Genomic DNA, 23947 nt, shown 5'->3' with positions numbered 1-23947 from the left:
TGAGGAGTGGTTTGCGTGGTAGCTCCACACCTCACTCGGAGGTCTTCGTCATCGCCAAGCAGAAACGCCGTGCCTAACGTCCGTGGTTAGAACACCTAGAGCCACCCGTTCTCCACCGAGACCAGCACGGCCTCGGCCCGGTTGGCCGCTCCGGTCTTGCCGATGGCGGCCGAGAGGTGGTTGCGGACGGTGCCCTCCGAGAGGTGGACGCGAGAGGCGATGACGGCGACGGACGCGCCGTCGCGCGCGGCCTGGAGGACCTCGGTCTCGCGCGGGGTGAGCGGGGAGTCGCCGGCGGTCAGGCTGTCCATCGCGAGGGCGGGGTCGACGACGCGGAGTCCTTGGTGCACGCGGCGCACGGCGTCCGCGAGCTGGGCCGCGGGCGTCTCCTTCACCACGAATCCGGAGGCGCCGGCCTGGAGGGCGCGCTTGAGGTACCCCGGCCTCCCGAACGTCGTGACCATCAGGACGCGGGTGACGGGGGAGCGTTCGCGGATCTGGCGGGCGGCTTCGATGCCGTCGAGCCCGGGCATCTCCACGTCGAGCAGGGCGACGTCGGGGGAGTGCTGCTCGACCGCGGCCACGGCGTCGTCCCCGGAGCCGACCTCGGCGACGACCTCGAGGTCGGGCTCGAGCCCGAGCAGCGCGGCGATCGCGCCGCGCACCAGGGCCTGGTCGTCGGCCAGCAGCAGCCGGATCACGCCCGCACCACCGACAGCGAGAACCCCGGGGACAGCGACCGGGTGACGACCGTCGCCCCGGCGGCCGCCGCGCGCTCGCGGAGGCCGCGCAGCCCCGAGCCCGTCGTCTCGCCGGCGGCTCCGTCGCCGTCGTCGGTGACCTCGACGCCGGTCGGCGAGATGACCACGCGGCAGGTGCGCGCGTGCGAGTGCCGGATCACGTTGGTGACGCCCTCACGGACCGTCCAGGCGAACAGCTCGCGCAGGTCGGTCGGCACCTCCTCGGTCGTGTTCGGCAGCACCGCCTGGATCTCCGCGGCCTCGAGCGCGGCCCGGGCGCGGGCCAGCTCCCCGGGCAGCGTGAGGTCGCGGTAGCCCTCGACCGCGCGACGTACGTCGGCCAGCGCGTCGCGGCTGAGCCGCTCGAGGTCCGCGATCTCGGCCTTGGCGCGGGCGGGGTCGGCGTCCATCAGCCGCCCGGCCAGCTCGGCCTTGACCGTGATGACGGTGAGCGAGTGGCCGAGGATGTCGTGGAGGTCGCGGGCGAAGCGGGTGCGCTCGTTCTCGACCAGCAGCTCGGCGTTCTCCTCGTGGGCGCGGATCAGGTCGATGTTGCGGCGCAGCATCGAGCGGATGCCGAAGATCGCCAGCGAGGCCGCGCACACCGAGAACGCCAGCCCGATCGACCGGTCCCAGCCCGGCACCAGCTCACCGGTGACCACGACGAGGGCCGCGATGCCCACCACGATCGCCGCCCCCACGACGAAGGGGAAGAGCATCATCGTGGCGACGGCGACGTACACCGCCGCGGTCGTCCCCACCTGCCCGAGCGCCACGACCATCAGCAGGCCGAGCGTGACGAGACCGGCCAGCCACAGCAGGGACGACGCCACCGGCGGCTCGTCCCGCAGCCTGGCGCGGTCGGCGCGGAGCTGGAGCCAGAGCCACATGTACGTCGCCCCGAACGCGACCGTCAGCAGCATGCCGAGGACCCCGGCCACGGTGCCCCGGTGGTGCCACCCGACCAGGAACGGGTCGAGCAGGAAGAACAGCCAGATCGCCGCGAACCACGGTCCGCGGCGACCCAGTGGCTGTTCCTGCTGCAGCACCGGCCCACTCATCGGGTTCACGCTAGTCACACGCGACGCTCATACCCGGGCGGTGTCCTTGCTCATCCGCCACGCGGCACCCACCACGAAGATCGCGAACCAGGCGACGGCGTTCACCACGGCGTACCACGGCAGCTCGCGGGTCAGTGGTGACCGGGCGATCTCGGCGACGCCGTACATCGGCGTCCAGTAGGCGACGTGACGGACCACGTCGGAGTACTGGTCGAGCGGGATGAACACGCCGCCCAGGAAGGACAGCAGCGCCAGGCCGGGGCCGAGGATCTGCATGGCGTTCTCGCCCGGCACGACGTACCCGACGAACACGCCCAGCGCCGCGAACGTCAGCGTGCAGAAGAGGGTGACGACCGCGCACTCGAACCAGATGTGCGTGGGCATCTCCGCCTTGCCCTGGATCGCGCCGACGACGTTGACCGCGGTGATCGCCAGGGCGCCCATGACCAAGGCGACGAGCGTCTTCATCAGGATGTAGGCGACCGGGTTGAGCGGTGTCAGCCGCAGCTGCCGGGACCAGCCGAGCGAGCGCTCCAGCGCGACCATCGAGCCGCCGGCGGCGGCGGTGAGCGCGGCGCCGTACAGGCTCATCGAGACCAGGATGTACGCCGCGACGTTGCCCAGTCCCGCCTTGTCGTCCCAGCCGCTCTGGCCGCCGAACGACAGCAGCAGCGCGGCGGGGAAGATGAGCGTGAAGATGATCGTGCGGCGGTTGCGCAGCATCCGGCGCAGCTCGATGCGCAGGACGGTGGTGTTCACGCCGCCGAAGGGCGGGACCCGGCGGGCGGCGGGGTCGATGGTGCCGGTCGTCGTGGTCATGCGTCGTCTCCTTCGTCGGTCAGGCTGAGGAACGCCTCCTCGAGACCCCGGGCGTTGATCTCGAGGTCGCGGGCGTCGGTGCGGGTGAGCAGGAAGCGGGCGACGGCGTCGCTGTCCTTGGCCTGCACGATCAGCGACTCGCCGCGGGTCTCCACGCCGTCCACCCCGCCGAGCGAGGCGAGCTCGTGCAGCAGGTCCTGGTGGGCGTCGGGGAGCGTGGCCCGGACGGTACGGCCGCTGGCCATCGCCTTGACCTGGGCGCCGGTGCCGTCGGCGACGATGCGGCCCTTGCTGATCAGCACGATCCGGTCGGCGTACTGGTCGGCCTCCTCCAGGTAGTGCGTCGCGAAGAGCACGGTGCGGCCCAGTGCGGCGTCCTCGCGGATGGCCGACCAGAACGCGCGTCGGCCCTCGACGTCCATGCCCGTGGTGGGCTCGTCGAGCAGGAGCAGCGCGGGGTCGGGGAGCAGCGCCATCGCGAACCGCAGCCGCTGCTGCTCGCCACCCGAGCACTTGCCCACCTTGCGGTCGCCGATGGCGGTGATGCCTGCCTTCTCCAGGACGGTGTCGACGTCCTCGGTGTCCGCGAAGAGGCTGGCGGTGTAGCGGACGGTCTCGCGCACCGTGAGGTCCTTGAGGAGCCCGCCGGTCTGCATCACCGCGGACACCAGCCCACGGGCGATCGCGTCGCGCGGCTCGAGGCCGAGGACACTGACGTCTCCGATGGTCGGCTTCGAGAGCCCGAGCACCATGTCGATCGTGGTGGTCTTGCCGGCGCCGTTGGGGCCGAGGAACGCGACGATCTCGCCCTGCTGGAGCTCGAGGTCGATGCCGCGGACGGCGTGCACCCGTTGATGTGCTGGGCCGAAGTCCTTGGTCACGCCTTCGAGGCGGACGGCCGAGGTCGTGGTCATGCACCTACCGTGCCGCCGTACGCCGCTCCGACCCTGGGCCGCCGGTCACGAAGGTGTCGTGACAGATGTCAGGGCTCTCGCGTCTCCTGGGGCTCGACCAAGGTGATGCCGGTCCCGCTCATCTCGGCCAGCGCGCGGCCGGCGTCCTCGAGCCCGATGCGCCGGGTGACCAGTCGGTCGGGCCGGAGCCGGCCATCGGCGACGAGCTCGAGCAGCGCCGGGTAGTCGACGGCCGGCATGCCGTGCGAGCCCAGGACCGCCAGCTCCCTGCCGACGACGAGGTCCATCGGCAATGCCGTGCTCGCGTCGTCCCCGACCAGGAGGCCGACCTGGACGTGGCGTCCGCGGGGACGCAGGGCCCCGATGGAGGCGGCAGCGGCTGCCGGGTCGCCGATGGCGTCGAGGCCGACGTGGGCCCCGCCGCCCGTGATGTCCCGGATCGCGTCGGCCGTCGCGTCCGTCGCCTCGAGGGTCGCCTCGGCACCGAGCTCGGCGGCGGAGTCGAGGGCCTCGCGGCGCACGTCGACCGCGACGACCCGCGCACCGCGTGCGACCGCGATCATCACCGCGGACAGGCCGACGCCGCCGCAGCCCATCACCGCCAGCCACTGGCCGCGCTGGACCTGGCCGTGGGCGACGACCGCGCGGTACGCGGTGGCGAAGCGACAGCCCAGCGCGGCGGCCGCGGCGTACGAGACCTCGTCGGGCAACCGGACGACGTTGGCGTCGGCGCGGGGGACGGCGACCAGCTCGGCGAAGGAGCCGGGCAGCGTGAACCCGGGCTGGAGCTGGTCGGGGCAGACCTGGGCCTCGCCGCTGCGGCAGTAGTCGCAGGTGCCGCAGCCGAGCACGAACGGCACGGTGACGCGGTCGCCGACCTCGACGGTGGCCACGTCCCGGCCGACCTCGGCGACGGTGCCGGCGTACTCGTGGCCGGGTACGTGGGGGAGTGCGACCTCCTCGTGACCCTGCCAGGCGTGCCAGTCCGACCGGCACACGCCGGTCGCCCGCACCGCCACGACGACGCCGTCGTCCGGGCAGACCGGCTCGTCGATCTCGACGAGGGTGGGCAGCTCCCCGACCGCGTCGTACCGGACGGCTCTCACCCGGCGGGCCGCACCCGGAGCACCGCGTCGTTCCCGCCGTTGTCGGTCGTGACCAGGATGCTGCCGTCGGCGAGGGCGGTGACGGCGCGCAGGCGTCCGTACTTCTTCATCGCCGCGGGGGTGCGCACGCCGAGCAGCTTGCCGCTCGCGTCGAACTTCATGAACAGCAGCTCACCGGCCTTGAGCGCGGCGACCGCGAGCGTGCCGTCGTACCAGCCCCACTGCCCGCCGTAGACGAACGACGCTCCCGACGTGGCGACGGTCGGGAACCCGCTGCTCCACTTTGCCTCGATCTGCTTGCCGGGCAGGGACTGGTCGGTCATCGGGACCGACTCGTTGTAGCCGGGGACGGGGTTCCAGCCGTAGTCGCCGCCGTTCTTGAGCAGGTTGACCTCGTCGTCGCGGTCGGGGCCGTGCTCGACGGACCACAGGCTGCCGTCGGCGCGCTGGGCGAGGCCCTGCACGTTGCGGTGGCCCCAGGTGTGCAGGAACTTCTGCCGGCGGTCGGCGACGTTCGCGTACGGGTTGGTCGGCCAGGGCTTGCCGGTGATCCGGTTCAGCATCAGCGTCTTGCCGCCGAGGGACTGCTTGTTCTCCGGGTTGGTGCCGATGGCCGCGTCGCCGGTGCCGACGAGCATGGCGCCGTTCTCGAGGATCAGCAGGCGGCAGCCGCCGTGCCGGCCGCTCGACGTCGGGAACCCCTTGATCAGCGTGTCCCGGTACGTCGCCCTGGTGGCGGCCTTGTTGAGCGTCCACACCATGACGCGCACGTCCGGGTTGCCCTGCGGGAGGCCGCCGTTGCACGTGTAGAAGCGGCCGTTGCTGGCGAAGTCCGGGTCGATCGCCAGCCCCATCAGGCCGGTCTCCCCGGACACCCAGATCAGGTCGGTGGGCATCGACAGCCGGCGTACGGTCCCGTCCTTGTCGATCACGGTCAGGTGCCCGGACCGCTCGGTGACGAGGTACCGGCCGTTGCCGATCCCGTGCACGTCCCACGGGTGATCGAGCCCGGTCGCCAGCCGGGTGACCTTCAGCGTCACGCCCTTCGCCCGGGACTGACCACTGTCGTCGCTCGTCGCGTCGCCGGCGTCGGACGTCGGCCTCGCCGTCGTCGTGCTCGACGACGCTGCCGCCGGCGCCGACCCGTCGGGCTCCGCCGCCGACGAGCACGCCACCCCCGGAAGCAGCACCAGGGCGAGTACGGCGGCGAGCAGGCGCGTCATGTGGTCACGGTACGACAGGGGCGTCGCTCCACTGGTCGAGGAGGGACGAAGTTCACCGCTGGTCGAGGAGGGACGAAGTCCCGTCACGAGACCCGGTGACCCCGCTGGTCGAGGAGGGACGAAGTCCCGTCACGAGACCCGGTGACCCCGCTGGTCGAGGAGGGACGAAGTCCCGTCACGAGACCCGGTGACCCCGCTGGTCGAGGAGGGACGAAGTCCCGTCACGAGACCCGGCGACCACCGCTGGTCGAGGAGGGACGGAGTCCCGTCACGAGACCTCGGCGCACGGTCCGCGTGGGTTGCGGTGGTGAAGAACGAACAGGGGTGGCCGGTCGCCGTAGGTGGTGGCGGTGGCCAGCTGGAGACCGTGCCCGGTCGCAGGTCCGCCGAGGGTCGACCGCTGTGGTCACCGCCCGAAACAACCTCCCGAAAGTAGTTGGCCAGATTCCCGGAATCCCTTGTGGACAAGGGCTTTCCGGGCCGTTGGAGTGTCGGTGGTCGATGCTTGGATTGATCCATGTCCAGCCGGTCCGAGACCCCGATCGCGGCGATCAACGCCGCCCTCGACGACCTCGCCGGCGTGGACCCGGCCTACCAGACCGTGGCCGAGCGGAAGGCCCGACTGACAGCGATCTCGCAGGTGATCGCCAAGGCTGAGGCCGATCGCCTCCGGGTCCTGGCCGTCTCCGAGGACATCGCCATCGAGACCGGCGCCCGGTCCACCGCCCACTGGCTCGCCGCCGAGACCCGCGACGGCATCGGCCAGGTCCGGCTCCGGGAGAGGCTCGCCCGCATCGGTGGCGAGGCGATCACGGCCGCGATGGGCGAAGGTGCGGTCAACGTGGCGCAGGCGCGGGAGATCGTCGAGGCCCTCGCACGGCTGCCGAAGAACCTGGACCCCGAGCTGCGCGAGAAGGGCGAGGCCTACCTCATCACCGAGGCCGCGCACTTCGGACCGCCCGAGCTCCGACGCCTCGGGGCCAGGCTGCTGGAGGTCATCGCCCCCGACACCGCCGACGAGGCGGAGTACCAGCGGCTGCTCGCCGAGGACCGGAGGGCCCGGGCCGCGACCAAGGTCACCATCCGGCACCGCGGCGACGGGTCCTCCGACCTCTACGCCCGCATCCCGACTCCGCTCGCCCGGCGCTGCCAGACCTACCTGGAGTCCTACACCTCACCCAGACGCGGACCGACCGGCGGCGCGCTCGGGGACGACGTCGACCAGCTCCCCGCACCCCGACGCCGCGGTGAGGCGTTCTGCGCCCTGCTGGAGAACCTCCCCACCAACGCCCTGCCCAAGCACGGCGGCACCGCGACGTCGGTCACGGTGATGATCACCCTCGACGCGCTGCGCTCGGCGACGGGCCTGGCCGAGACGACCACCGGCGACACCCTGACCGCCGACCACGTCAGAAGGCTGGCCTGTCAGGCCGGCATCATCCCCGTCGTCCTGGGCGGGAAGGGCGAGATCCTCGACCTCGGCCGAGCGAGACGCCTCTTCACCGGCCCGCAACGCAAGGCGATGGCGATCCGCGACCGCGGATGCACGGCCGACGGCTGCACCGTCCCCGCCGCGTGGTGCGAAGCCCACCACCAGCAGCCCTGGTCCCGCGGCGGCAAGACCGATTTGGCCGACGGCAAGCTCCTCTGTCCCTTCCACCACCACCGCGCCCACGACCCCGGCTGGCAGACCCACCACCATCTCAACGGATCCACGACCTTCCACCGAAGGACCTGATGTCAATGAGGGTCCTTGACGAACCGACCCACACCGGATGCCCTCACGCCATGACTCGGGACGACGCGGCGGCACTGCGCGCACACATCGACTCCACCACCAGCGCCTCAGGCCGACCGGTGGATCGCGGCGGCGTCGACGACGAGGAACGGGTCGGCCATGGCGCCGAGCAGACGACCGTCCCAGGACATGCGGGGGCCGTCGTCGAGGTCGCAGACCAGGCAGGTGACGTTGTCGCGGCCGCCGGCGGCGAGAGCGGCGTCGACCAGGGCCTGGGCGGCGTCGTCGGGGTGGCCGGGGGTCGCCAGGCGAGCACGAACCGTGGGTTCGTCGACGAAGTCGGTGAGGCCGTCGCTGCAGAGCAGCATGCGGTCGCCGGGGCGGAGGTCGGGACGAAAGACATCGGGCCGGGGCGCTTCCTCGGCGTTGACCGAGCGCAGGACCACGGAGCGGTACGGATGCGTGCGTGCCTCGTCAGGGGTCAGCCGGCCGGCGTCGACCATGGTCTGCACGAAAGTGTGGTCGGTGGTGAGGCGGGTCAGGTGGCCGTCGCGGAGCCGGTACGCGCGGGAGTCGCCGACGTGCGCGACGGTGACCTTGCCGTGGCGGGCCAGGGCGGCGGTGAGGGTGGTGGCCATGCCCGTGCGGTCGGGGTCGGCGAGCACCCCGTGGTGGAGCTGCGTGTGCGCCTCGGCGACGGCGCTGCGCAGCAACGTGGCTGCGTCGGCCGTCGGGTGGGCGGCGGCCAGGGCGCTGACGACGTACGCCGTGGTGGCGGCCGCGACCTCGCCCGCGGCGGCACCGCCGACCCCGTCGGCGACGACCTGGACGTGGTGACTGGCGAAGCCGGCGTCCTCGTTGCCCGAGCGGACGAGCCCCACGTGCGACATCCCGCCGTACCGGAACGGCAGCATCCGGGCAGTCTAGGCACGTACTCTCCGCGCGGCGGTGGACGTTGAACCTCCAGGCGGCAGCGCCCGTACGCGCAGGCACCGGAACCCGACGCCGACGGAGGACCCTGAATGACCGCACCGATCGCCCGCCGCCGCGCCCTGACCGCGGTCGCGACCGTGGGACTCACCCTGCCCGTGCTCGCCGCGTGTGGCGGCGACGACGACCCGGGCGCCGGGGACGACACGGGCGCCGGACAGGGCGACGACCTGCCGACCGGCAACGCGGATCCGACGCCCGGGAGCGGTACGACGATCACGGCGACCAAGGACGTCCCGGTCGGCGGCGGCACGATCCTGCCCGACCAGGAGCTGGTGGTGACCCAGCCGACCAAGGGCGAGTTCCACTGCTTCACCGCCGTCTGCACCCACATGGGCTGCATCGTCAGCTCGGTCCAGCTCGGCGGGATCCGCTGCGAGTGCCACGGCAGCGCCTACTCGATCGAGGACGGCACTCCGGTGAACCCGCCCGCGACCGAGGCGCTCCAGGAGTTCCCGGTCACCGTGAAGGGCGGCCAGGTCACGATCGCGTGACTCAGAAGGTGTGCTCGGGTCCCGGGAACGAGCCGTCCTTGACCTCGGCGGCGTAGGAGCGGGCCGCCTCGAGGAGCACGCCGTGCATGTCGGCGTACTGCTTGACGAACTTCGCCATCTTGCCCGTCCGCAACCCGAACGCGTCCTGCCAGACGAGCACCTGGCCGTCGCAGTCGGGGCCGGCGCCGATGCCGATGGTCGGGATCGTGAGCTCCTTGGTGACCTGGCCGGCCACGTCGCCCGGCACCATCTCCATGACGACGGCGAACGCGCCGGCGTCCTGGACCGCGTGGGCGTCGTCGAGGATCCGGCTGGCGGTGTCGCCCCGGCCCTGCACGCGGTAACCACCCAGCGCGTGCTCGCTCTGCGGCGTGAACCCGATGTGCGCCATGACCGGGATCCCGCCGCGCGTCATCAGCTCGATCTGCGGCGCCATCTCGCGGCCGCCCTCGAGCTTCACGCAGTGCGCGCCGCCCTCCTTCATGAAGCGGACGGCAGTGTCGTAGGCCTGCTCGGGTGACCGCTGGTAGGACCCGAACGGCAGGTCGCCCACGACCAGCGAGCGCTTCACCGACCGGGAGACCGCGCGCGTCAGCGGCAGCAGCTCGTCGACGGTGACGGGCAGCGACGTCTCGTTGCCGTAGACGTTGTTGCTCGCGCTGTCGCCGACGAGGAGCACCTCCACGCCGGCCTCGTCGAACGTCTGCGCGGCGTACTGCTCGTAGGCCGTCAGCATCGCGAACCTCTCCCCGCGCTCCTTCATCTCGCGGAGGTGGTGGGTGCGGATCCGGCGGACGGGAGTCGGCGCGGCGGCGGCCGGACCGGTCCCGTAGGGAGCGGTCTCCTCGGGGGTGCTGGTCACTCCTGCAGGCTAGTCCCGCGTCGTACGGTGAGCCCCGTGAAAGATCCTGTGACGCTGATCGCAGAGGACCTGCTCCTGCTGCTGCTCGACGACGAGACCGGCAAGCCGCAGACCCACCAGCTCGAGACCGCGCTGGGTGGCGCCGTCCTCGTCGAGCTCGCGCTGGCCGAGGCCGTGACCGTCAGCAAGGAGGCCAAGCCGGCGCTGTTCCGCCAGGCGAAGGTGCGGGCCGAGCCCGGGGTCGAGGTCGAGGACATCGTCCTCGCCGACGCCCTCCGCACGGTCCGGGAGAAGGAGCGCTCGGCCCAGGACCTGGTGGTGCGGCTGGGCAAGGGGCTCACCGAGACGCTGTGCGACCGGCTGGTCGAGCGCGGCGTGCTCGAACGCCGCGCCGACAAGCTGTTCGGCCTGATCCCGCGCACCCGGTGGCCCGCCCGCGACAGCAGTCATGAGGAGGAGGTACGCCGCGCGCTCACCGACGTCCTCGTCGCGGGGGTGGAGCCCGAGCCGCGCATCGGTGCCCTGGCCGCGCTGCTCTACGCCGTCGACCGCGCCCACAAGACCGTGCCTCACGAGGGACTCTCCAACGGTGAGGTCCGCAGGCGCGCCAAGCAGGTCTCCGAGGGCCAGTGGGCGGCGGTCGCGGTGAAGAACGCCGTCGCCGCGGTCACCGCCGCGACGACCGCGGCGATCGTCGCCGCCACGTCCGCAGGGGCGATGGGCAGCGGTACCTGACCGGCCTCAACCCCCCGGCTGGAACGTCGCCCGCACGAGCTCGTGCAGCAGGCCGCCCATGGCCACCCGGTCGCTGGCGGTGCCGGTGTGCGGGGCGGAGAACCACGCGGCGTACTGGCTGATCTCGTCGAGCCGCCACTCGAGGTCGAAGAGCTCGAGCATCGCCGCGTCGAGGCCGTCGGTCGGCAGCCCGCGCTCCACCAGGGTCCGCCAGTCGCGCTCGGCCGGGGCCAGGCGCAGGGTCTCCCAGTCGACCATCCGGGTCTTGTCGCCGGTGACCATCAGGTTGTGCGGACCCGGCTCGCCGTGGGTGAGGACCCAGGGCCGGCGGCGCGCGAGGTCGGCGAGGGCGTGGTACGACGCCGACCACTCCTCGATGGCGTCCAACCGGCCCCGCACCGCCGACCGCGCGCGCTCGCCGTAGGGACCCTTGTCCCACGGCTGCTGCACGAGCGAAACGAGATCGGCGGGGAGGGTCGGCGGGGTGATCGTCGTCCACTCACGCACGCCGGGCGTGGGCGTGACCGCCTGCAGCCGGCGCAGCATGTCGGAGACCAGGCCGAGGTCGAGGGTGGCGGGGTTCTCCCCGGCGATCCACGGCGTCACCGACAGCGCCCCGCCGGCGAACGGAACCGTCCACGTGCCTGCGTGCGACGGGACCGGTGCCACCACGAAGTCGAGGGGGAACATCAGGCCGGAGGCGGCGGCGTACGTCGCCTCGAGCGAGGCCGCGTCCTGCTTGCCGTCGAACGCGTCCAGCGTCACGAACCAGGCCGGGCGCCCGCGCACGGTCGCCGACCAGTGGTGCGCGCCGAAGCCGACGGGCAGGTGCTCGGCGCCGTCGACCTCGTCCGACCAGTGCGCGCGGACGGCGGCCAGGACGTCGGCGTCGGACACGTTCGGAGGGGGCTCGCGCACCGGATCACCCAAGCACGGACCGGCCCCGGCCGGACCAGGTGTATCTGACCTGGGGACGGACGACTCTTGACTGACGCGGCTCGGGCGCCGACCACGTCACGTCTTCCATGGGGGAACGCATGACCCTGCTCTCGCCTGCCCACGCCGGGACTCGTCCCGGCTCGACTCCGGGGAGCACCACGCCGCGGCTCGAGCTGCACGTACCGACCGCGCTCGCGCGGTTCCGCCGGCTCCGGGCCGCGCTGCCCGGGACGGCCGTGCACTACGCGGTGAAGGCCAACCCGCACCCGGACCTGCTCCGCGCGCTGGTGGCCGCCGGGTCCAGCTTCGACGTGGCCAGCCCGGCCGAGGTGCTCGCCTGCCTGGAAGCCGGGGCCCGCCCCGGCGACCTCGTCTACTCCAACCCGATCAAGCTGCGCGCCGACATCGTGGAGTCCGCGGGCCTGGGCGTCCGGCTGTTCGTGGTCGACTCTCCCGAGGAGACCCGCAAGGTCGCCGAGGCCGCGCCCCGTTCCGCCGTCCTCTGCCGGCTGGTGACGTCGGGCGAGGGCTCGGACTGGCCGCTGTCGCGCAAGTACGGCTGCTCGACGACCGAGGCGGTGGACGTGCTGACGCTGGCCGAGTCGCTCGGGCTCGAGGCCGCCGGGGTCTCCTTCCACGTCGGCTCGCAGCAGCGCGACCCGTCTGCCTGGGACGCGCCGATCGAGGCCTCGTCGCGGGTGTTCGCCGCGCTCCGCGCCGCCGGCTCGTCGCCGTGGCTGCTCGACCTGGGAGGCGGCTTCCCGGCCGCGCTCGAGGGTGGGGCGCCCGCCCTGGACGCGTACGGCGCGGCGATCCGGCGCGCGCTCCGCAAGCGGTTCGGCTCGCGGCGACCCCGCACGCTGGTCGAGCCCGGCCGGTCGATCGTGGCCGACGCCGGCCGCGTGGTGACCTCGGTCGTCGCGGTCGTGCACCGGGGCGACACGCGCTGGGTGTACCTCGACGCCGGTGTCTTCACCGGCCTGGTCGAGACCCTCGACGAGGCCATCCGCTACCGCCTGGAGACCACGGCGACCGGCCCCTCCGGCCCGTGCGTCCTCGCCGGCCCGACGTGTGACAGCGCGGACGTGATGTACGAGAAGCAGCCCGTCCAGCTGCCGCTGTCACTGGCCGAGGGCGACGAGGTCGTGCTCACCTCCGCGGGCGCCTACACCACCTGCTACTCGACGGTCGGCTTCAACGGCTTCGCGCCGCTGCCGACGCACCTCGTGGGCTGACCGGGACCGTGGAGGCCGCCGTCCGACGGACCGTCGCCAGCCATGCCCTGGCGGCCGTCGGCATGTCCCTGCCCTGGCCGCTGCTCGTGCTGCTCGTCTGGGAGCGCGCCGGCGACGGCTGGGTGCTCGGGCTCGCCGGCGCGGCGAGGATGCTCCCGTACGTCGCGTGCTCGTGGGCCGCCGGCCGGCTGGCCGACCGCTGCGCCCGGGACCGCATCGTGCGGCTGACGATCGTGGCGCGGGTGGTCCTGCTGGTCGCCGTGGCCGGGTCGTTGGCCGTCGGCGCGACCTGGGCCGCCCTGGCGGCGGCCACCGTCGCCATCGCCGCGGCCACCCCGGCGTACCCCGCCCTCGCGGCGGCAATGCCGGGTCTGGCCGAGGACCGCAGCGAGCGGGCGACCGGCCTGCTGGTGACCGTCGAGGTGGCGTCGTTCGTGGTCGGGCCGGCGATCGGCGGGCTCCTGCTCGCCGGGAGCACCCGCCCGCTCGTGCCGTGGGCCGCCGTCGCGTGCCTGGTCGGGGCGCACCTGCTCTTCGACGGCGTCCGACTGCCGGCAGCGCGCGCCGGGGAGCGCGACGCCGAGCAGACGGGCGTCGTCGCGGCCCTGAGGGCCTCGGCCGCCCTGCGCGGCGCCGTGGCCGTCGTCGCCCTGGTCAACGCCGTCGCCGCGGTCGTCGGCCTGGTCCTGCTGCCACTGCTGGGCGACGGGGTCGACTTCGGGGTCGCGACCGGGGCGCTCGGCATGGGCGCGCTGGGCGGACCGCTGCTGGGCCGGGTCGGAGACCGGTGGCGCGTCGGCGTACGGACCTGGCTGCTCCTGCTCGCCGCGTGCCTGGCGCTCGTGGTCGTCGCGTCGTCACTGTGGGCGGCCGTGCCACCGCTGGCACTCGCCGGCGCGGCCGCGGTCCAGGTCGAGACCGCCGCTACCGCGACGGTGCAGGTGGCCGCGCCCGACCGGCTGCGGTCCACCGTGCTCGGGCTCACCGACACCGCGATGGTGGCGGCCGCGCTCGTCGGCGCGCTGGTCGCGCCCACGCTCGCGGAGCTGCTCGGCCCGCACGTGGTGGTCGCGCTCGCCGCCTGCCTCACGCTCGCCGCGGTGCCACTCGTACGCCGCCCTGTCGTGCGGGTGCCGGTCGAGCAGCGGGTACCGCAATACAGTTGAGGCGTGGACTTCTGGTCGTCGTACGCCCACGGCTTCGCTCGGGTCGCGGCCTGCACCGTTCCGGTCGCCATCGCCGACCCCGCGCGCAACGCGGAGATCGTGCTGGAACAGGCGCGCGAGTGCCACGACGAGTCGGTCGCGCTGGCGGTGTTCCCGGAGCTGGCGCTGTGCGGGTACTCCATCGACGACCTGCTGATGCAGCAGACGCTGCTGGACGGCGTGCTGGCCGCGATCGACACGATCGTCGAGGGGTCGGCCTCGCTGCTGCCCGTGATCGTCGTCGGTGCCCCGCTGGTGCACGGCACGCGGGTCGTGAACTGCGCGGTGGTCATCCACCGAGGCCGCGTCCTCGGGGTGGCGCCGAAGTCGTACCTGCCGACGTACCGCGAGTTCTACGAGCGCCGCTGGTTCGCCCCGGGCGACGACCGGCGCGGGTCGACGATCCGGCTGGGCGGTCAGGACGTGCCCTTCGGGCCGGACCTGGTCTTCGCGGCGAGCGACCTGCCGGGCTTCCGGCTGTTCGTGGAGATCTGCGAGGACATGTGGGTGCCGGTGCCGCCCAGTGCCGAGGCGTCGCTGGCCGGCGCGACCGTGCTGGCGAACCTCTCCGGCTCGCCGATCACGGTCGCCCGTGCCGAGGACCGGCGGCTGCTGGTCCGTTCGGCGAGCGCGCGCTGCAACGCGGCGTACCTCTATGCCGCCGCCGGCCAGGGCGAGTCGACCACGGACCTGTCGTGGGACGGGCAGACGCTGGTCTACGAGTGCGGCGAGCTGCTGGCCGAGAGCGAGCGCTTCCCGGACGGCCCGCGACGGTCGGTCGCCGACGTCGACCTCGACCGGATCCGGCAGGAGCGCATCCGCCAGGGCACGCACGACGACAACCGGCGCACGCTGGCCGGCCGGGTCGCGGAGTTCCGGTTCGTGGAGTTCGAGCTCGGCGTTCCCTCAGGCGATGTCGGGCTTCGCCGCAAGGTCGATCGGTTCCCGTTCGTGCCCGACGACGAGGAACGCCTCGCCCTGGACTGCTACGAGGCCTACAACATCCAGGTCTCGGGGCTCGAGCAGCGGCTGCACGCCATCGGTCCGTCGACGAAGGTCGTCGTCGGCATCTCCGGCGGCCTCGACTCCACGCACGCGCTGATCGTGGCGGCCAAGGCGATGGACCGGCTCGGGCGGCCGCGGTCGGACATCCACGCGTTCACGATGCCGGGGTTCGCGACGGGCGAGACGACCAAGTCGTACGCCACCCGGCTGGCGAAGTCGCTCGAGGTGACGTTCGAGGAGCTCGACATCACCGCGGCCGCGCGACAGATGCTCGCCGACATGGACCACCCGTTCGCGGACGGGCAGCCGGTGTACGACGTCACCTTCGAGAACGTCCAGGCCGGTCTGCGGACCGACTACCTGTTCCGCCTCGCCAACCACCGCGGCGGCATCGTCCTCGGTACCGGAGACCTGTCCGAGCTCGCGCTCGGCTGGTGCACCTACGGCGTCGGCGACCAGATGTCGCACTACGGCGTGAACGCCGGGGTGCCGAAGACGCTCATCCAGCACCTGATCCGCTGGGTCATCTCGTCGGGCCAGTTCGACCCGGACACCAACGAGGTGCTGGGCGAGATCGTCGAGCAGGAGATCACCCCGGAGCTGATCCCGGACCAGGACGGCGTCAAGCCACAGGCGACCGAGGACACCGTCGGGCCCTACGCCCTCCAGGACTTCACGCTCTTCCACACGATCCGTCGGGGCACCGTGCCCAGCACGATCGCCTTCCTGGCCTGGCACGCCTGGCACGACGCCTCCGCCGGCGACTGGCCCCCGGGGTACCCGGCGTCGCGCCGCACGGCGTACGACCTGCCCGTCATCCGCCACTGGCTCGAGGTGTTCTGCCGGCGGTTCTTCGCCAACCAGTTCAAGCGCTCGGCGCTGCCCAACGGTCCCAAGGTCAGCTCCGGCGGCACCATGTCGCCCCGGGGTGACTGGCGGATGCCCTCGGACGCCTCGGCGGCCGCCTGGCTGGCCGAGCTGGAGAACGTGCCCCAAGGCTGACGCCGAGGGGTGGCTGCCCGACACCCGTCACCGCATCCGTGCCACGGTAGGCACATGCCCAGCACCACGTTCACCGTCCACACCAGCCTGACGCCGACCCAGGTGCTCGACCTGTTCACCGACTTCGGCCCGGACCGGGCGAAGAACTGGCCGAACAACGCCGAGTCGCGCTACGAGGTGCACGAGACGGGGCCGGACTGGGCGGAGGTCACCGAAGGCAACAACATGGGCTGGGAGCGGGAGCGGTACTCCTGGGACGCGGCGGCCGGGACGGTCGACATCGAGACCCTCGACTCGAACCTCTGGGGGCCGGGCAGCGGCTGGCACTACCGGCTCACGCCGGCCGGCGACGGCACCGACGTGCGCGTGACGCTGAACCGCCACGGCAAGTCGCTGACCGGCAAGCTGGTCGGCGCGTTGATCCCCGTCGCAGGCTCGGTGGCGCTGAAGAGGCAGTTCGCAGCGGTGTTCCGGAAGGCCGAAGCCGCCGGATAGCCATGCGAAGCGGAACCGCAGGGGTTTTGTAGCGACGCGTCCAGGCTCGGACGGCTGTCCCGACTGCCTGCTCAGCCGCGCGGCCAGCGCCGGGCGACGGGAGCCGGTCCCGGTCTGACCCCGCCGAAGGCCACGGCCGCCACGGCCCCGGGCACGTCGAGGCCGCGGACCAGGAGGCCGTTCGGCGGGTCGGCGAGCGTCACGGTGGGCAGGGCACGGGACAGGCCCTCGCGGGTGGCCTTCACGACCGCCTCCTTGCGCACCCAGGTGGCCAGGAAGGCCAACTCGTCGGCGGGCTCGGACTCGCCGTGGGCGAGCACCCGCGGCAGCAGGTCACGCCAGTCCGCCGGGCAGTGCGTCTCGACGTCCACCCCGACCGGTCCGGCGGCGGCCGCGGCGACGGCGTACGTGCCCGAGTGCGACACCGACACCTGCCAGGCGCGCCCGGGCGCGGTCACGGGGCCGTGCTGCTCGCCGCAGCGCGGGCAGGTGCGGTCGAGGGCCACCGACGCCGGGTCCGTCCCGTCGAGGTCGGCGACGAGAGCGCGGAGCAGCGCCGCCCCGAGCACGAACCGGTCGCCGTCCCCCGTTCCGCGCAGCCGGCCGAGTCGCTCGCGTTCCGTGTCGTCGAGCCACCGCGCGTGCTCCTCGGAGAGGTCTTCCGTCGAGGCCCACCAGACGTGGACGATGTCGGCGAGCACGGCATCACGGTAGGCCCGGCCCCGATGGCAACCTCGGGCGCGGGTGTCGCGTCGTACGAGGGACTTGACCCAACCTCCGAGGGAGAACAGCACCATGACCAGCATCCATCGCGTCCTCGCCGCCGCCGTCGCGGTCGGCCTCGCACTCGCCGGCGTGTCGAACGGGCAGGCGTCGGGAGCCGAGACAACCAGTGCCCGTGCCAAGACCACCGCCGTCACCGTCGCCATCCGGTCCTGCGAGGGCTGCGAGGTGACGCTGATCAGCTACACCGCCGAGGACCCCAGCAGCGGCTGGGCCTCCGACCCGCACCTGATCGCGAACGGCAAGGCGGCGTTCGTGGTGCCGACCGACAAGACCCTCGGTCTCAGCGTCGCCGTCGAGACGCCGTGGGAGGGCCACCTCGGCTACACGACCATGGCGGTGATGCGCTACCAGGGCCTGACCGTCGGTGACCGGATCGGCTTCAACCGTGCGCGCACGATGAAGAAGGCCAGCGGCTGCTTCGCGGGCACCGCGAAGAAGGAGCTGCTGCTGCGACTCAAGGTCCGGCGGGTGATGGTCGAGGGCGTCTTCGAGAAGGTGCCGGGCCAGATCGTCTGGGCGCCGACCACGCAGGAGTGGCTGCGGCCGCTCAACCCGGTGTACGGCGGGGTGCTGGGCGGACAGGACGTCCTGCTCTGCAAGGCCGGCTCCCACGGAGGCTGACCCTCCGGCAGCTCGTCGGGTCGGGGAGTCCTCCGGGTCGAGGGGTACGGCGGCAAGGTTCCGCCTCCGGGGGAGTTGTCTGTGGTTGTCGTTCTTTGATCGCCTGCGGCGGGCTGGGTTGCGGTTCGTCGGCCGGCGCCCCGGTCCTGCCCTCCGGGGGACAGGGGCGGCGCGTCGCACGCACGGCGTGGTCGTGTGCTTGCGACCGCCGGCGCGCGCCGCGGCCAAGCCCTTTTAGCCCCCGGAGGGCAGGCCCGGGTCACCGTCCCACGCCCACGACCCGTGGGTGGTCTGCGCGCGAGGTCGGCTGACGTCAACCACCCCGGGCGGGTCACCGCAGCAGGTGGTGGCTCTTCCACCACCCTCCCGTGACCGGACCGCGAGCGGCGGAGCGAGGAGGATCTTCTCGTGCAGCCGCCGGCGACCACGGTCCCGACGCCCGCCGCAGGCGACCAAACAAGACACCAACCACAGACCATCCGCCGGAGGCGGAATACTGATCTCATGGGCAAGCAGGAAGACTTCGTGCTCCGGGCACTCGAGGAGCGCGACGTCAGGTTCGTGCGGCTGTGGTTCACCGACGTCCTCGGGTTCCTGAAGTCCGTGGCGGTGGCGCCGGCGGAGCTGGAGGGGGCCTTCGACGAGGGGATCGGTTTCGACGGGTCGGCGATCGAGGGGTTCGCCCGGGTCTACGAGTCGGACATGCTCGCCAAGCCGGACCCGTCGACGTTCCAGATCCTGCCGTGGCGCGGCGAGGGGCCGGCGACGGCCCGGATGTTCTGCGACATCGTGATGCCGGACGGCTCCGCCTCGTACGCCGACCCGCGCTACGTCCTCAAGCGCACGCTGACCAAGGCGGCCGACCAGGGGTTCACCTTCTACACGCACCCCGAGATCGAGTTCTACCTGTTCAAGGACACCCCGCAGAACGGCGTCGACCCCGTGCCGGTGGACCGCAGCGGGTACTTCGACCACACCGCGCAGTCGATGGGAGCGGACTTCCGCCGCGAGGCGATCACGATGCTCGAGTCGATGGGCATCTCGGTGGAGTTCAGCCACCACGAGGGCGGGCCGGGCCAGCAGGAGATCGACCTGAGGTACGCCGACGCGCTGAGCACCGCCGACAACATCATGACCTTCCGCACGGTCATCCGTGAGGTGGCGTTGAGCCAGGGCATCTGGGCGACGTTCATGCCCAAGCCGTTCACCCAGCACCCCGGCTCGGCGATGCACACGCACGTGTCGCTGTTCGAGGGCGACCGCAACGCGTTCTTCGAGGCCGGCTCGCAGTACCAACTCTCCAAGACCGGCCAGCAGTTCATCGCCGGCATCCTGCGCCACGCCAGCGAGATCACCTGCGTGACCAACCAGTGGGTCAACAGCTACAAGCGCCTGCTCGGCGGCGGCGAGGCCCCGTCGTACATCTGCTGGGGCCACAACAACCGCTCGGCCATGGTGCGCGTGCCGATGTACAAGCCCAACAAGGGCCAGTCGACCCGGGTCGAGGTGCGCAGCATCGACGCGGCCGCGAACCCCTACCTCGCGTACGCCGTGATCCTGGCCGCCGGCATGAAGGGCATCGACGAGGGCTACGACCTCCCGCGCGAGGCCGAGGACGACGTGTGGAGCCTGACCGAGCGGGAGCGCACCAGCCTCGGCATCGAGCCGCTGCCGAAGAGCCTGTACGACGCCATCGGCATCGCCGAGCGCAGCGAGCTCCTCGCCGAGACCCTGGGCGAGCACGTCTTCGACTTCTTCCTGCGCAACAAACGCTCGGAGTGGGAGGAGTACCGCACGCAGGTCTCCGCGTTCGAGCGCGACCGGATGCTCCCGGTTCTCTGAGGCGACGATGACCACCGCGAACGAGGCGCCCCAGCGCAGCCCGATCGAGAAGCAGCTCAACGTCGGCCTGATGGTCGTGATGGTGCTGGCCGCGCTCATCATCGTGTACGCCCTCGCCTACGTCTCGGCCTCGTGGGACGGCGACCAGGACCGCACCCGCTTCGAGGCGCTCCAGATCGCCATGGTCTTCCTGTTCATCCCGGGTGTCGTGGTGTTCTTCACCGCCCGGTCCGCGCGCCGCAGGCTCAAGGCCCAGGTCGTCAGCGCTCGTCTCTACGGGACCCTCGCCGGCGTCTTCGCGATGCTCGCCGCGCTGCCGATCCTGGCCACGGTCATCGGGCTGGCGTCCCTGGTGGCCGGCCTGTTCACGCTCACCGCGTCGCTGCTGCTCAAGAAGGACCGGCTCGCATGACGTCGCCCCGCATCGCCGTCGTCCAGCACGAGGAGAACTGCCCGCCACACCTGGTCGGCACGTGGATGGCCGACGCCGGAGCGGACGTCGCGGTGTGCCACGCGTACGACGGCGACCCGCTGCCCGACCCGGGGACGTACGACGCCCTGGTCGTGCTCGGCGGTGCGATGGGCGCCAACGACGACGCCGACAGCCCGTGGCTCGCGCTGGTGCGCGAGCGGATCCGCGTGCACGCGGCCGGCGGCGTGCCGGTGCTCGGCATCTGCCTCGGTCACCAGCTGGCCGCCGTGGCCCTGGGCGGCGAGGTCGAGACGAACTCGCGCGGCCAGACGTTCGGCCTGCGCATGATGGGCTGGACGCCCGAGGCGCACCTGGACCCGCTGATGCACGAGCTGGCCACCCCGCGGCGCGGTGTTCACTGGCACGACGACGTCGTGACCGAGGTGCCCGAGGGGGCCGTCGTGCTCGCCCGCATCGAGGGCGTCGAGGTGCAGGCGGCGCGCTTCGCGCCGACCGTCTGGGGCGTCCAGCACCACCCCGAGGTCGACGCCCAGCTGATCGCCCCGTGGGCCGTGGCCGACCGCGAGCTGCACCGCAGCCAGGGCCTCGACACCGACGCGGTGCTTGCGGAGATCGACGCCGCGCGCGAGGAGCTGGCGGCCGCGTGGCGGCCGCTGGCGTCCCGGTTCGTCGAGATCGCCGCCCACGCGTGACGCGAGCGCGATGACTCGGCCGGCCACCTCACGCTCCGACCTGCTCCGCCACGGGTTCGTCGACTCCGACCGCACGTCGGCCGGCCTGCGCGAGCTCGGCGGGCACGCGGACCCGCTGGTGGCGCTGCTCGGACGTACCGCCGACCCGGACCTGGCCCTCGCCGGCCTGCTCCGGCTGGCCGCGGCGGCCGACGAGCAGCTGGGCGACCGCGACGCGATGCTGCAGGAGATCGTCGACGACGAGGGCACGGCCATGCGGCTGCTCTGCGTGCTGGGTGCCAGCCAGGCCCTGGCCGACCACCTCGTCCGGCACCCGACCCACTGGCGCGAGCTCACCGACCCGACACTCGGCAGCACCCGCCCCGCGGCGTACGCCGTCCGCGCGGCGTTGTTGACCGCTGTCGGCGCCGACCCCTCGAGCGACCAGCCGGTCGCGGGCGTTCCCGAGCCGGAGGCGCTGGACGCGCTGCGCGTGGAGTACCGCCGGCTCCTGCTGCGGCTGGCCTCGCGCGACCTGGCGCACCACGTCGGCGTGGACGACGTCGCCGCCGAGCTGTCGGACCTGGCGGCCGGCACCCTGGAGGCCGGCCTCGCGATCGCCCGCGCCCACGTCGGACCGGACTCCGCGGACGTACGGCTCGCCGTCATCGCGATGGGCAAGTGCGGCGGTCACGAGCTCAACTACGTCTCCGACGTCGACGTCATCTTCTGCTTCGAGCCGGCCCACGATGCGGCCGAGGGCGCCGCGTCGCGGGTCGCGACCCAGCTGGCCACGCACCTGATGCGGGCCTGCTCCGACCACACGCCCGAGGGCACCATCTGGCCCGTCGACGCGGCGCTCCGGCCGGAGGGCAAGGCCGGACCGCTCGTGCGGACGCTCGCGGGCATGCGCTCCTACTACGAGCGCTGGGCCAAGACCTGGGAGTTCCAGGCGCTGCTGAAGGCTCGGCCCGTCGCCGGCGACCTCGAGCTGGGTCGCGAGCTCGTCGACCTGGTGGCGCCGATGGTGTGGAGCGCGTCCGGCCGCGACGGGTTCGTGGCGGACGTGCAGGCGATGCGGCGACGCGTCGTGGAGACCATCCCGGCGCGCGAGGCCGACCGTCAGCTCAAGCTGGGCCTCGGCGGCCTGCGCGACGTGGAGTTCGCGGTGCAGCTGCTCCAGCTCGTCCACGGCCGCGGCGACCCGTCGCTCCGGGCGCCGGCCACGCTGAGCGCGCTGACCGAGCTGACGACGGGCGGGTACGTCGGTCGGGTCGACGGCGAGGCGATGCACAACGCCTACGCCTTCCTGCGCACGCTCGAGCACCGCATCCAGCTCTACCAGCTGCGCCGCACCCACGTCGTACCCGTCGACGAGCCGTCGCTGCGCCGGATCGCGCGCGGGATGGGGTACGTCAAGGACCCGGTCCCCTCGCTCGACGAGGCGTGGCAGGGCTGGCGGCGCGAGGTGCGCCGACTGCACGAGAAGCTCTTCTACCGGCCGCTGCTCACCGCGGTGGCCCGGATGCCCGGCGTCGCCGACGACGAGGCCGGGCTCTCGACCGAGGCGGCCGCGTCCCGGCTGGCGGCGCTCGGTTTCGCCGACCCCATGGCGGCGCTGCGGCACCTCGAGGCGCTGACCAGCGGTGTGACGCGCACGGCCAGCATCCAGAAGGCGCTGATGCCGGCGATGCTGGGGTGGTTCGCCGACTCACCCGACCCGGACGGCGGGCTGTTCGGCTTCCGCCGGCTGAGCGAGTCCCTGGGCAGCACGCCGTGGTACCTGGGCACGTTGCGCGACGAGGGCCACGTCGCCGAGCGGCTGGCCCGCGTGCTGGCGACGTCGAAGTACGCCACGGCGCTCATCGAGCGGGAGCCGCAGGGCGTGCGGATGCTGGGGGAGAGCCTCACGCCGCGCGGTTCGGAGCCGCTGATGGCCGAGATGGCCAAGTCCGCCGGGCGGCAGGACGACCCGGTCGAGGCGGCGCGGTCGATCCGCGCCGTACGCCGTCGCGAGCTGCTGCGCCTGGCCGCCGGGGACCTGTTCGGCGAGATCGACGTGGCCGAGGTGGGCGCCGGGCTCTCGCGGCTGACCGACGCGACGCTCGAGGCGACCCTCGACGCGGCGGGCCGGGCCGTCCGCGAGCAGCTCGGCCTGGACGCGCCACCGACCGCGATGGCGATCGTGGCGATGGGCCGGTACGGCGGGTTCGAGCTGTCCTACGCGAGCGACGCCGACGTGATGTTCGTCCACGACCCGCTGCCCGGGGCCGACCCGCAGGTCGCCACGACGTACGCGCAGAACACCGCCAACGAGCTGCGCCGCCTGCTGTCGCTGCCGATGACCGACCCGCCGCTCGAGGTCGACGCCGACCTGCGCCCGGAGGGGAAGCAGGGGCCGCTGGTGCGGACGCTCGACTCGTACGCCGCGTACTACGCCAAGTGGTCGAAGGTCTGGGAGTTCCAGGCGCTGCTGCGCGCCGATGCGGTCGTGGGCGACGCGGACCTGCGCCGCCGGTTCACCGAGCTCGTCGACCCGCTCCGCTTCCCGGCGACGGGGCTCGCCGAGACCGACGTGGCCGAGGTACGCCGGATCAAGGCGCGCATCGACCGCGAGCGGCTGCCGCGGGGCGCCGACCCCAAGACCCACCTCAAGCTGGGCCGCGGCGGCCTGGCCGACATCGAGTGGACGGTCCAGCTGCTCCAGATGCGGCACGCCGCCGACGTACCCGGCCTGCGCACCCCGCGGACCCTCGACGCGCTCTCCGCGGCCGGCGAGGCCGGCCTGCTCGGCGCCACCGACGCCGACGTCCTGGTGCGCTCGTGGCGCACGGTCAGCCGCGTGCGCAACGCGATCACCCTGGTGCTCAACAAGGGCAGCGACCAGCTGCCCAGCGACCCACGAGCACTGGCGGCGATGGCCGCCGTGCTCGGGTACGCGCCCGGCGGCACCGACGAGATGGTCAACGACTACCTGCGCACGACTCGCCGGGCGAGAGCCGTCGTGGACCGCGTCTTCTGGGGATGATCA

Annotated in this window: 22 protein-coding genes; 12 read left to right on the top strand and 10 right to left on the bottom strand. The window is 72.8% G+C overall.

Annotation, left to right across the window (positions count from 1 at the left end; translation table 11 throughout):
* Positions 1-95: 95 nt before the first annotated feature.
* From ISU07_RS22370 to ISU07_RS22345, 6 genes are all read right to left on the bottom strand, one after another.
* Positions 96-701 carry a response regulator gene (locus ISU07_RS22370; RefSeq protein ID WP_194709067.1) on the bottom strand — a complete coding sequence of 202 codons (606 nt, stop codon included), beginning with the start codon at positions 699-701 and terminating at the stop codon, positions 96-98.
* On the bottom strand, positions 698-1801 hold the full coding sequence (locus ISU07_RS22365) for a sensor histidine kinase (RefSeq protein WP_228522404.1): 1104 nt from the start codon (positions 1799-1801) through the stop codon (positions 698-700). The genes ISU07_RS22370 and ISU07_RS22365 overlap by 4 nt, the downstream gene beginning before the upstream one ends.
* Positions 1802-1828: 27 nt before the next feature.
* Complete coding sequence (locus ISU07_RS22360; protein WP_194709065.1) at positions 1829-2620, bottom strand: ABC transporter permease; 792 nt, start codon at positions 2618-2620, stop codon at positions 1829-1831.
* The gene (locus ISU07_RS22355; protein WP_194709064.1) at positions 2617-3534 is read right to left on the bottom strand and encodes an ABC transporter ATP-binding protein; all 918 of its coding nucleotides are present in this window, start codon (positions 3532-3534) and stop codon (positions 2617-2619) included. Before ISU07_RS22355 ends, ISU07_RS22360 begins: the two co-directional genes overlap by 4 nt.
* A 68-nt stretch (positions 3535-3602) precedes the next feature.
* Positions 3603-4640, bottom strand: a complete 1038-nt coding sequence (locus ISU07_RS22350; RefSeq protein WP_194709063.1) for a zinc-dependent alcohol dehydrogenase family protein — start codon at positions 4638-4640, stop codon at positions 3603-3605.
* Positions 4637-5863, bottom strand: coding sequence for a PQQ-dependent sugar dehydrogenase (locus ISU07_RS22345; RefSeq protein ID WP_194709062.1), 1227 nt, complete (start codon positions 5861-5863; stop codon positions 4637-4639). Before ISU07_RS22345 ends, ISU07_RS22350 begins: the two co-directional genes overlap by 4 nt.
* A 517-nt stretch (positions 5864-6380) precedes the next feature.
* On the opposite strand from ISU07_RS22345, the gene ISU07_RS22340 reads away from it, so the two are divergent.
* On the top strand, positions 6381-7601 hold the full coding sequence (locus tag ISU07_RS22340) for an HNH endonuclease signature motif containing protein (protein WP_194709061.1): 1221 nt from the start codon (positions 6381-6383) through the stop codon (positions 7599-7601).
* Positions 7602-7708: 107 nt separating this feature from the next.
* Here the strand turns inward: ISU07_RS22340 and ISU07_RS22335 are convergent, their stop codons facing one another.
* Positions 7709-8515: a PP2C family protein-serine/threonine phosphatase gene (locus ISU07_RS22335; RefSeq protein WP_194709060.1), complete on the bottom strand. Its 807-nt coding sequence runs from the start codon at positions 8513-8515 to the stop codon at positions 7709-7711.
* Positions 8516-8623: 108 nt separating this feature from the next.
* Between ISU07_RS22335 and ISU07_RS22330 the strand changes: the two genes are divergently transcribed.
* Positions 8624-9085: a Rieske (2Fe-2S) protein gene (locus tag ISU07_RS22330; RefSeq protein WP_194709059.1), complete on the top strand. Its 462-nt coding sequence runs from the start codon at positions 8624-8626 to the stop codon at positions 9083-9085.
* A 1-nt stretch (position 9086) separates the two neighbouring features.
* On the opposite strand, the gene panB is transcribed toward ISU07_RS22330, so the two are convergent.
* Positions 9087-9947 carry a 3-methyl-2-oxobutanoate hydroxymethyltransferase gene (gene panB / locus ISU07_RS22325; RefSeq protein ID WP_194709058.1) on the bottom strand — a complete coding sequence of 287 codons (861 nt, stop codon included), beginning with the start codon at positions 9945-9947 and terminating at the stop codon, positions 9087-9089.
* Positions 9948-9983: 36 nt separating this feature from the next.
* On the opposite strand from panB, the gene ISU07_RS22320 reads away from it, so the two are divergent.
* Positions 9984-10682: a GOLPH3/VPS74 family protein gene (locus tag ISU07_RS22320; protein ID WP_323742762.1), complete on the top strand. Its 699-nt coding sequence runs from the start codon at positions 9984-9986 to the stop codon at positions 10680-10682.
* A gap of 6 nt (positions 10683-10688) precedes the next feature.
* Here ISU07_RS22320 and ISU07_RS22315 read toward each other — a convergent pair whose 3' ends face one another.
* The gene (locus ISU07_RS22315; RefSeq protein WP_194709057.1) at positions 10689-11600 is read right to left on the bottom strand and encodes a phosphotransferase; all 912 of its coding nucleotides are present in this window, start codon (positions 11598-11600) and stop codon (positions 10689-10691) included.
* A 119-nt stretch (positions 11601-11719) separates the two neighbouring features.
* Between ISU07_RS22315 and ISU07_RS22310 the strand changes: the two genes are divergently transcribed.
* The 4 genes from ISU07_RS22310 to ISU07_RS22295 are packed head-to-tail and all read left to right on the top strand — an operon-like array spanning position 11720 to position 16563.
* Complete coding sequence (locus tag ISU07_RS22310) at positions 11720-12856, top strand: type III PLP-dependent enzyme (protein WP_194709056.1); 1137 nt, start codon at positions 11720-11722, stop codon at positions 12854-12856.
* Between the two features lie 8 nt (positions 12857-12864).
* Positions 12865-14022: an MFS transporter gene (locus ISU07_RS22305; protein ID WP_194709055.1), complete on the top strand. Its 1158-nt coding sequence runs from the start codon at positions 12865-12867 to the stop codon at positions 14020-14022.
* A 3-nt stretch (positions 14023-14025) separates the two neighbouring features.
* Entirely contained in the window at positions 14026-16068 is a 2043-nt protein-coding gene (locus ISU07_RS22300) for an NAD(+) synthase (protein WP_194709054.1), read from the top strand.
* A gap of 54 nt (positions 16069-16122) precedes the next feature.
* The gene (locus tag ISU07_RS22295) at positions 16123-16563 is read left to right on the top strand and encodes an SRPBCC family protein (RefSeq protein ID WP_194709053.1); all 441 of its coding nucleotides are present in this window, start codon (positions 16123-16125) and stop codon (positions 16561-16563) included.
* A gap of 71 nt (positions 16564-16634) precedes the next feature.
* Here the strand turns inward: ISU07_RS22295 and ISU07_RS22290 are convergent, their stop codons facing one another.
* Positions 16635-17264, bottom strand: coding sequence for a 4'-phosphopantetheinyl transferase family protein (locus tag ISU07_RS22290; protein ID WP_194709052.1), 630 nt, complete (start codon positions 17262-17264; stop codon positions 16635-16637).
* Positions 17265-17358: 94 nt separating this feature from the next.
* On the opposite strand from ISU07_RS22290, the gene ISU07_RS22285 reads away from it, so the two are divergent.
* The 5 genes from ISU07_RS22285 to ISU07_RS22265 all read left to right on the top strand — a co-directional run bounded on the left by ISU07_RS22285 (position 17359) and on the right by ISU07_RS22265 (position 23944).
* Positions 17359-17970 (top strand): hypothetical protein, encoded by a 612-nt coding sequence (locus ISU07_RS22285; RefSeq protein WP_194709051.1) that lies wholly within the window; start codon positions 17359-17361, stop codon positions 17968-17970.
* Positions 17971-18474: 504 nt separating this feature from the next.
* A complete protein-coding gene (locus ISU07_RS22280; protein WP_194709050.1) occupies positions 18475-19812 on the top strand; it encodes a glutamine synthetase family protein in 1338 nt (445 codons plus the stop codon).
* A 7-nt stretch (positions 19813-19819) separates the two neighbouring features.
* A complete protein-coding gene (locus ISU07_RS22275; RefSeq protein WP_194709049.1) occupies positions 19820-20224 on the top strand; it encodes a hypothetical protein in 405 nt (134 codons plus the stop codon).
* Positions 20221-20937, top strand: coding sequence for a type 1 glutamine amidotransferase (locus tag ISU07_RS22270; protein ID WP_194709048.1), 717 nt, complete (start codon positions 20221-20223; stop codon positions 20935-20937). The genes ISU07_RS22275 and ISU07_RS22270 overlap by 4 nt, the downstream gene beginning before the upstream one ends.
* 10 nt (positions 20938-20947) lie before the next feature.
* Entirely contained in the window at positions 20948-23944 is a 2997-nt protein-coding gene (locus tag ISU07_RS22265) for a bifunctional [glutamine synthetase] adenylyltransferase/[glutamine synthetase]-adenylyl-L-tyrosine phosphorylase (protein ID WP_194709047.1), read from the top strand.
* Positions 23945-23947: the final 3 nt, after the last annotated feature.

The organism is Nocardioides islandensis, from assembly GCF_015352455.1.
Taxonomy (GTDB): domain Bacteria; phylum Actinomycetota; class Actinomycetes; order Propionibacteriales; family Nocardioidaceae; genus Nocardioides; species Nocardioides islandensis.
The sequence above is the reverse complement of the archived record's forward strand: the minus strand, read 5'-3'. Positions and strand labels throughout refer to the sequence as shown.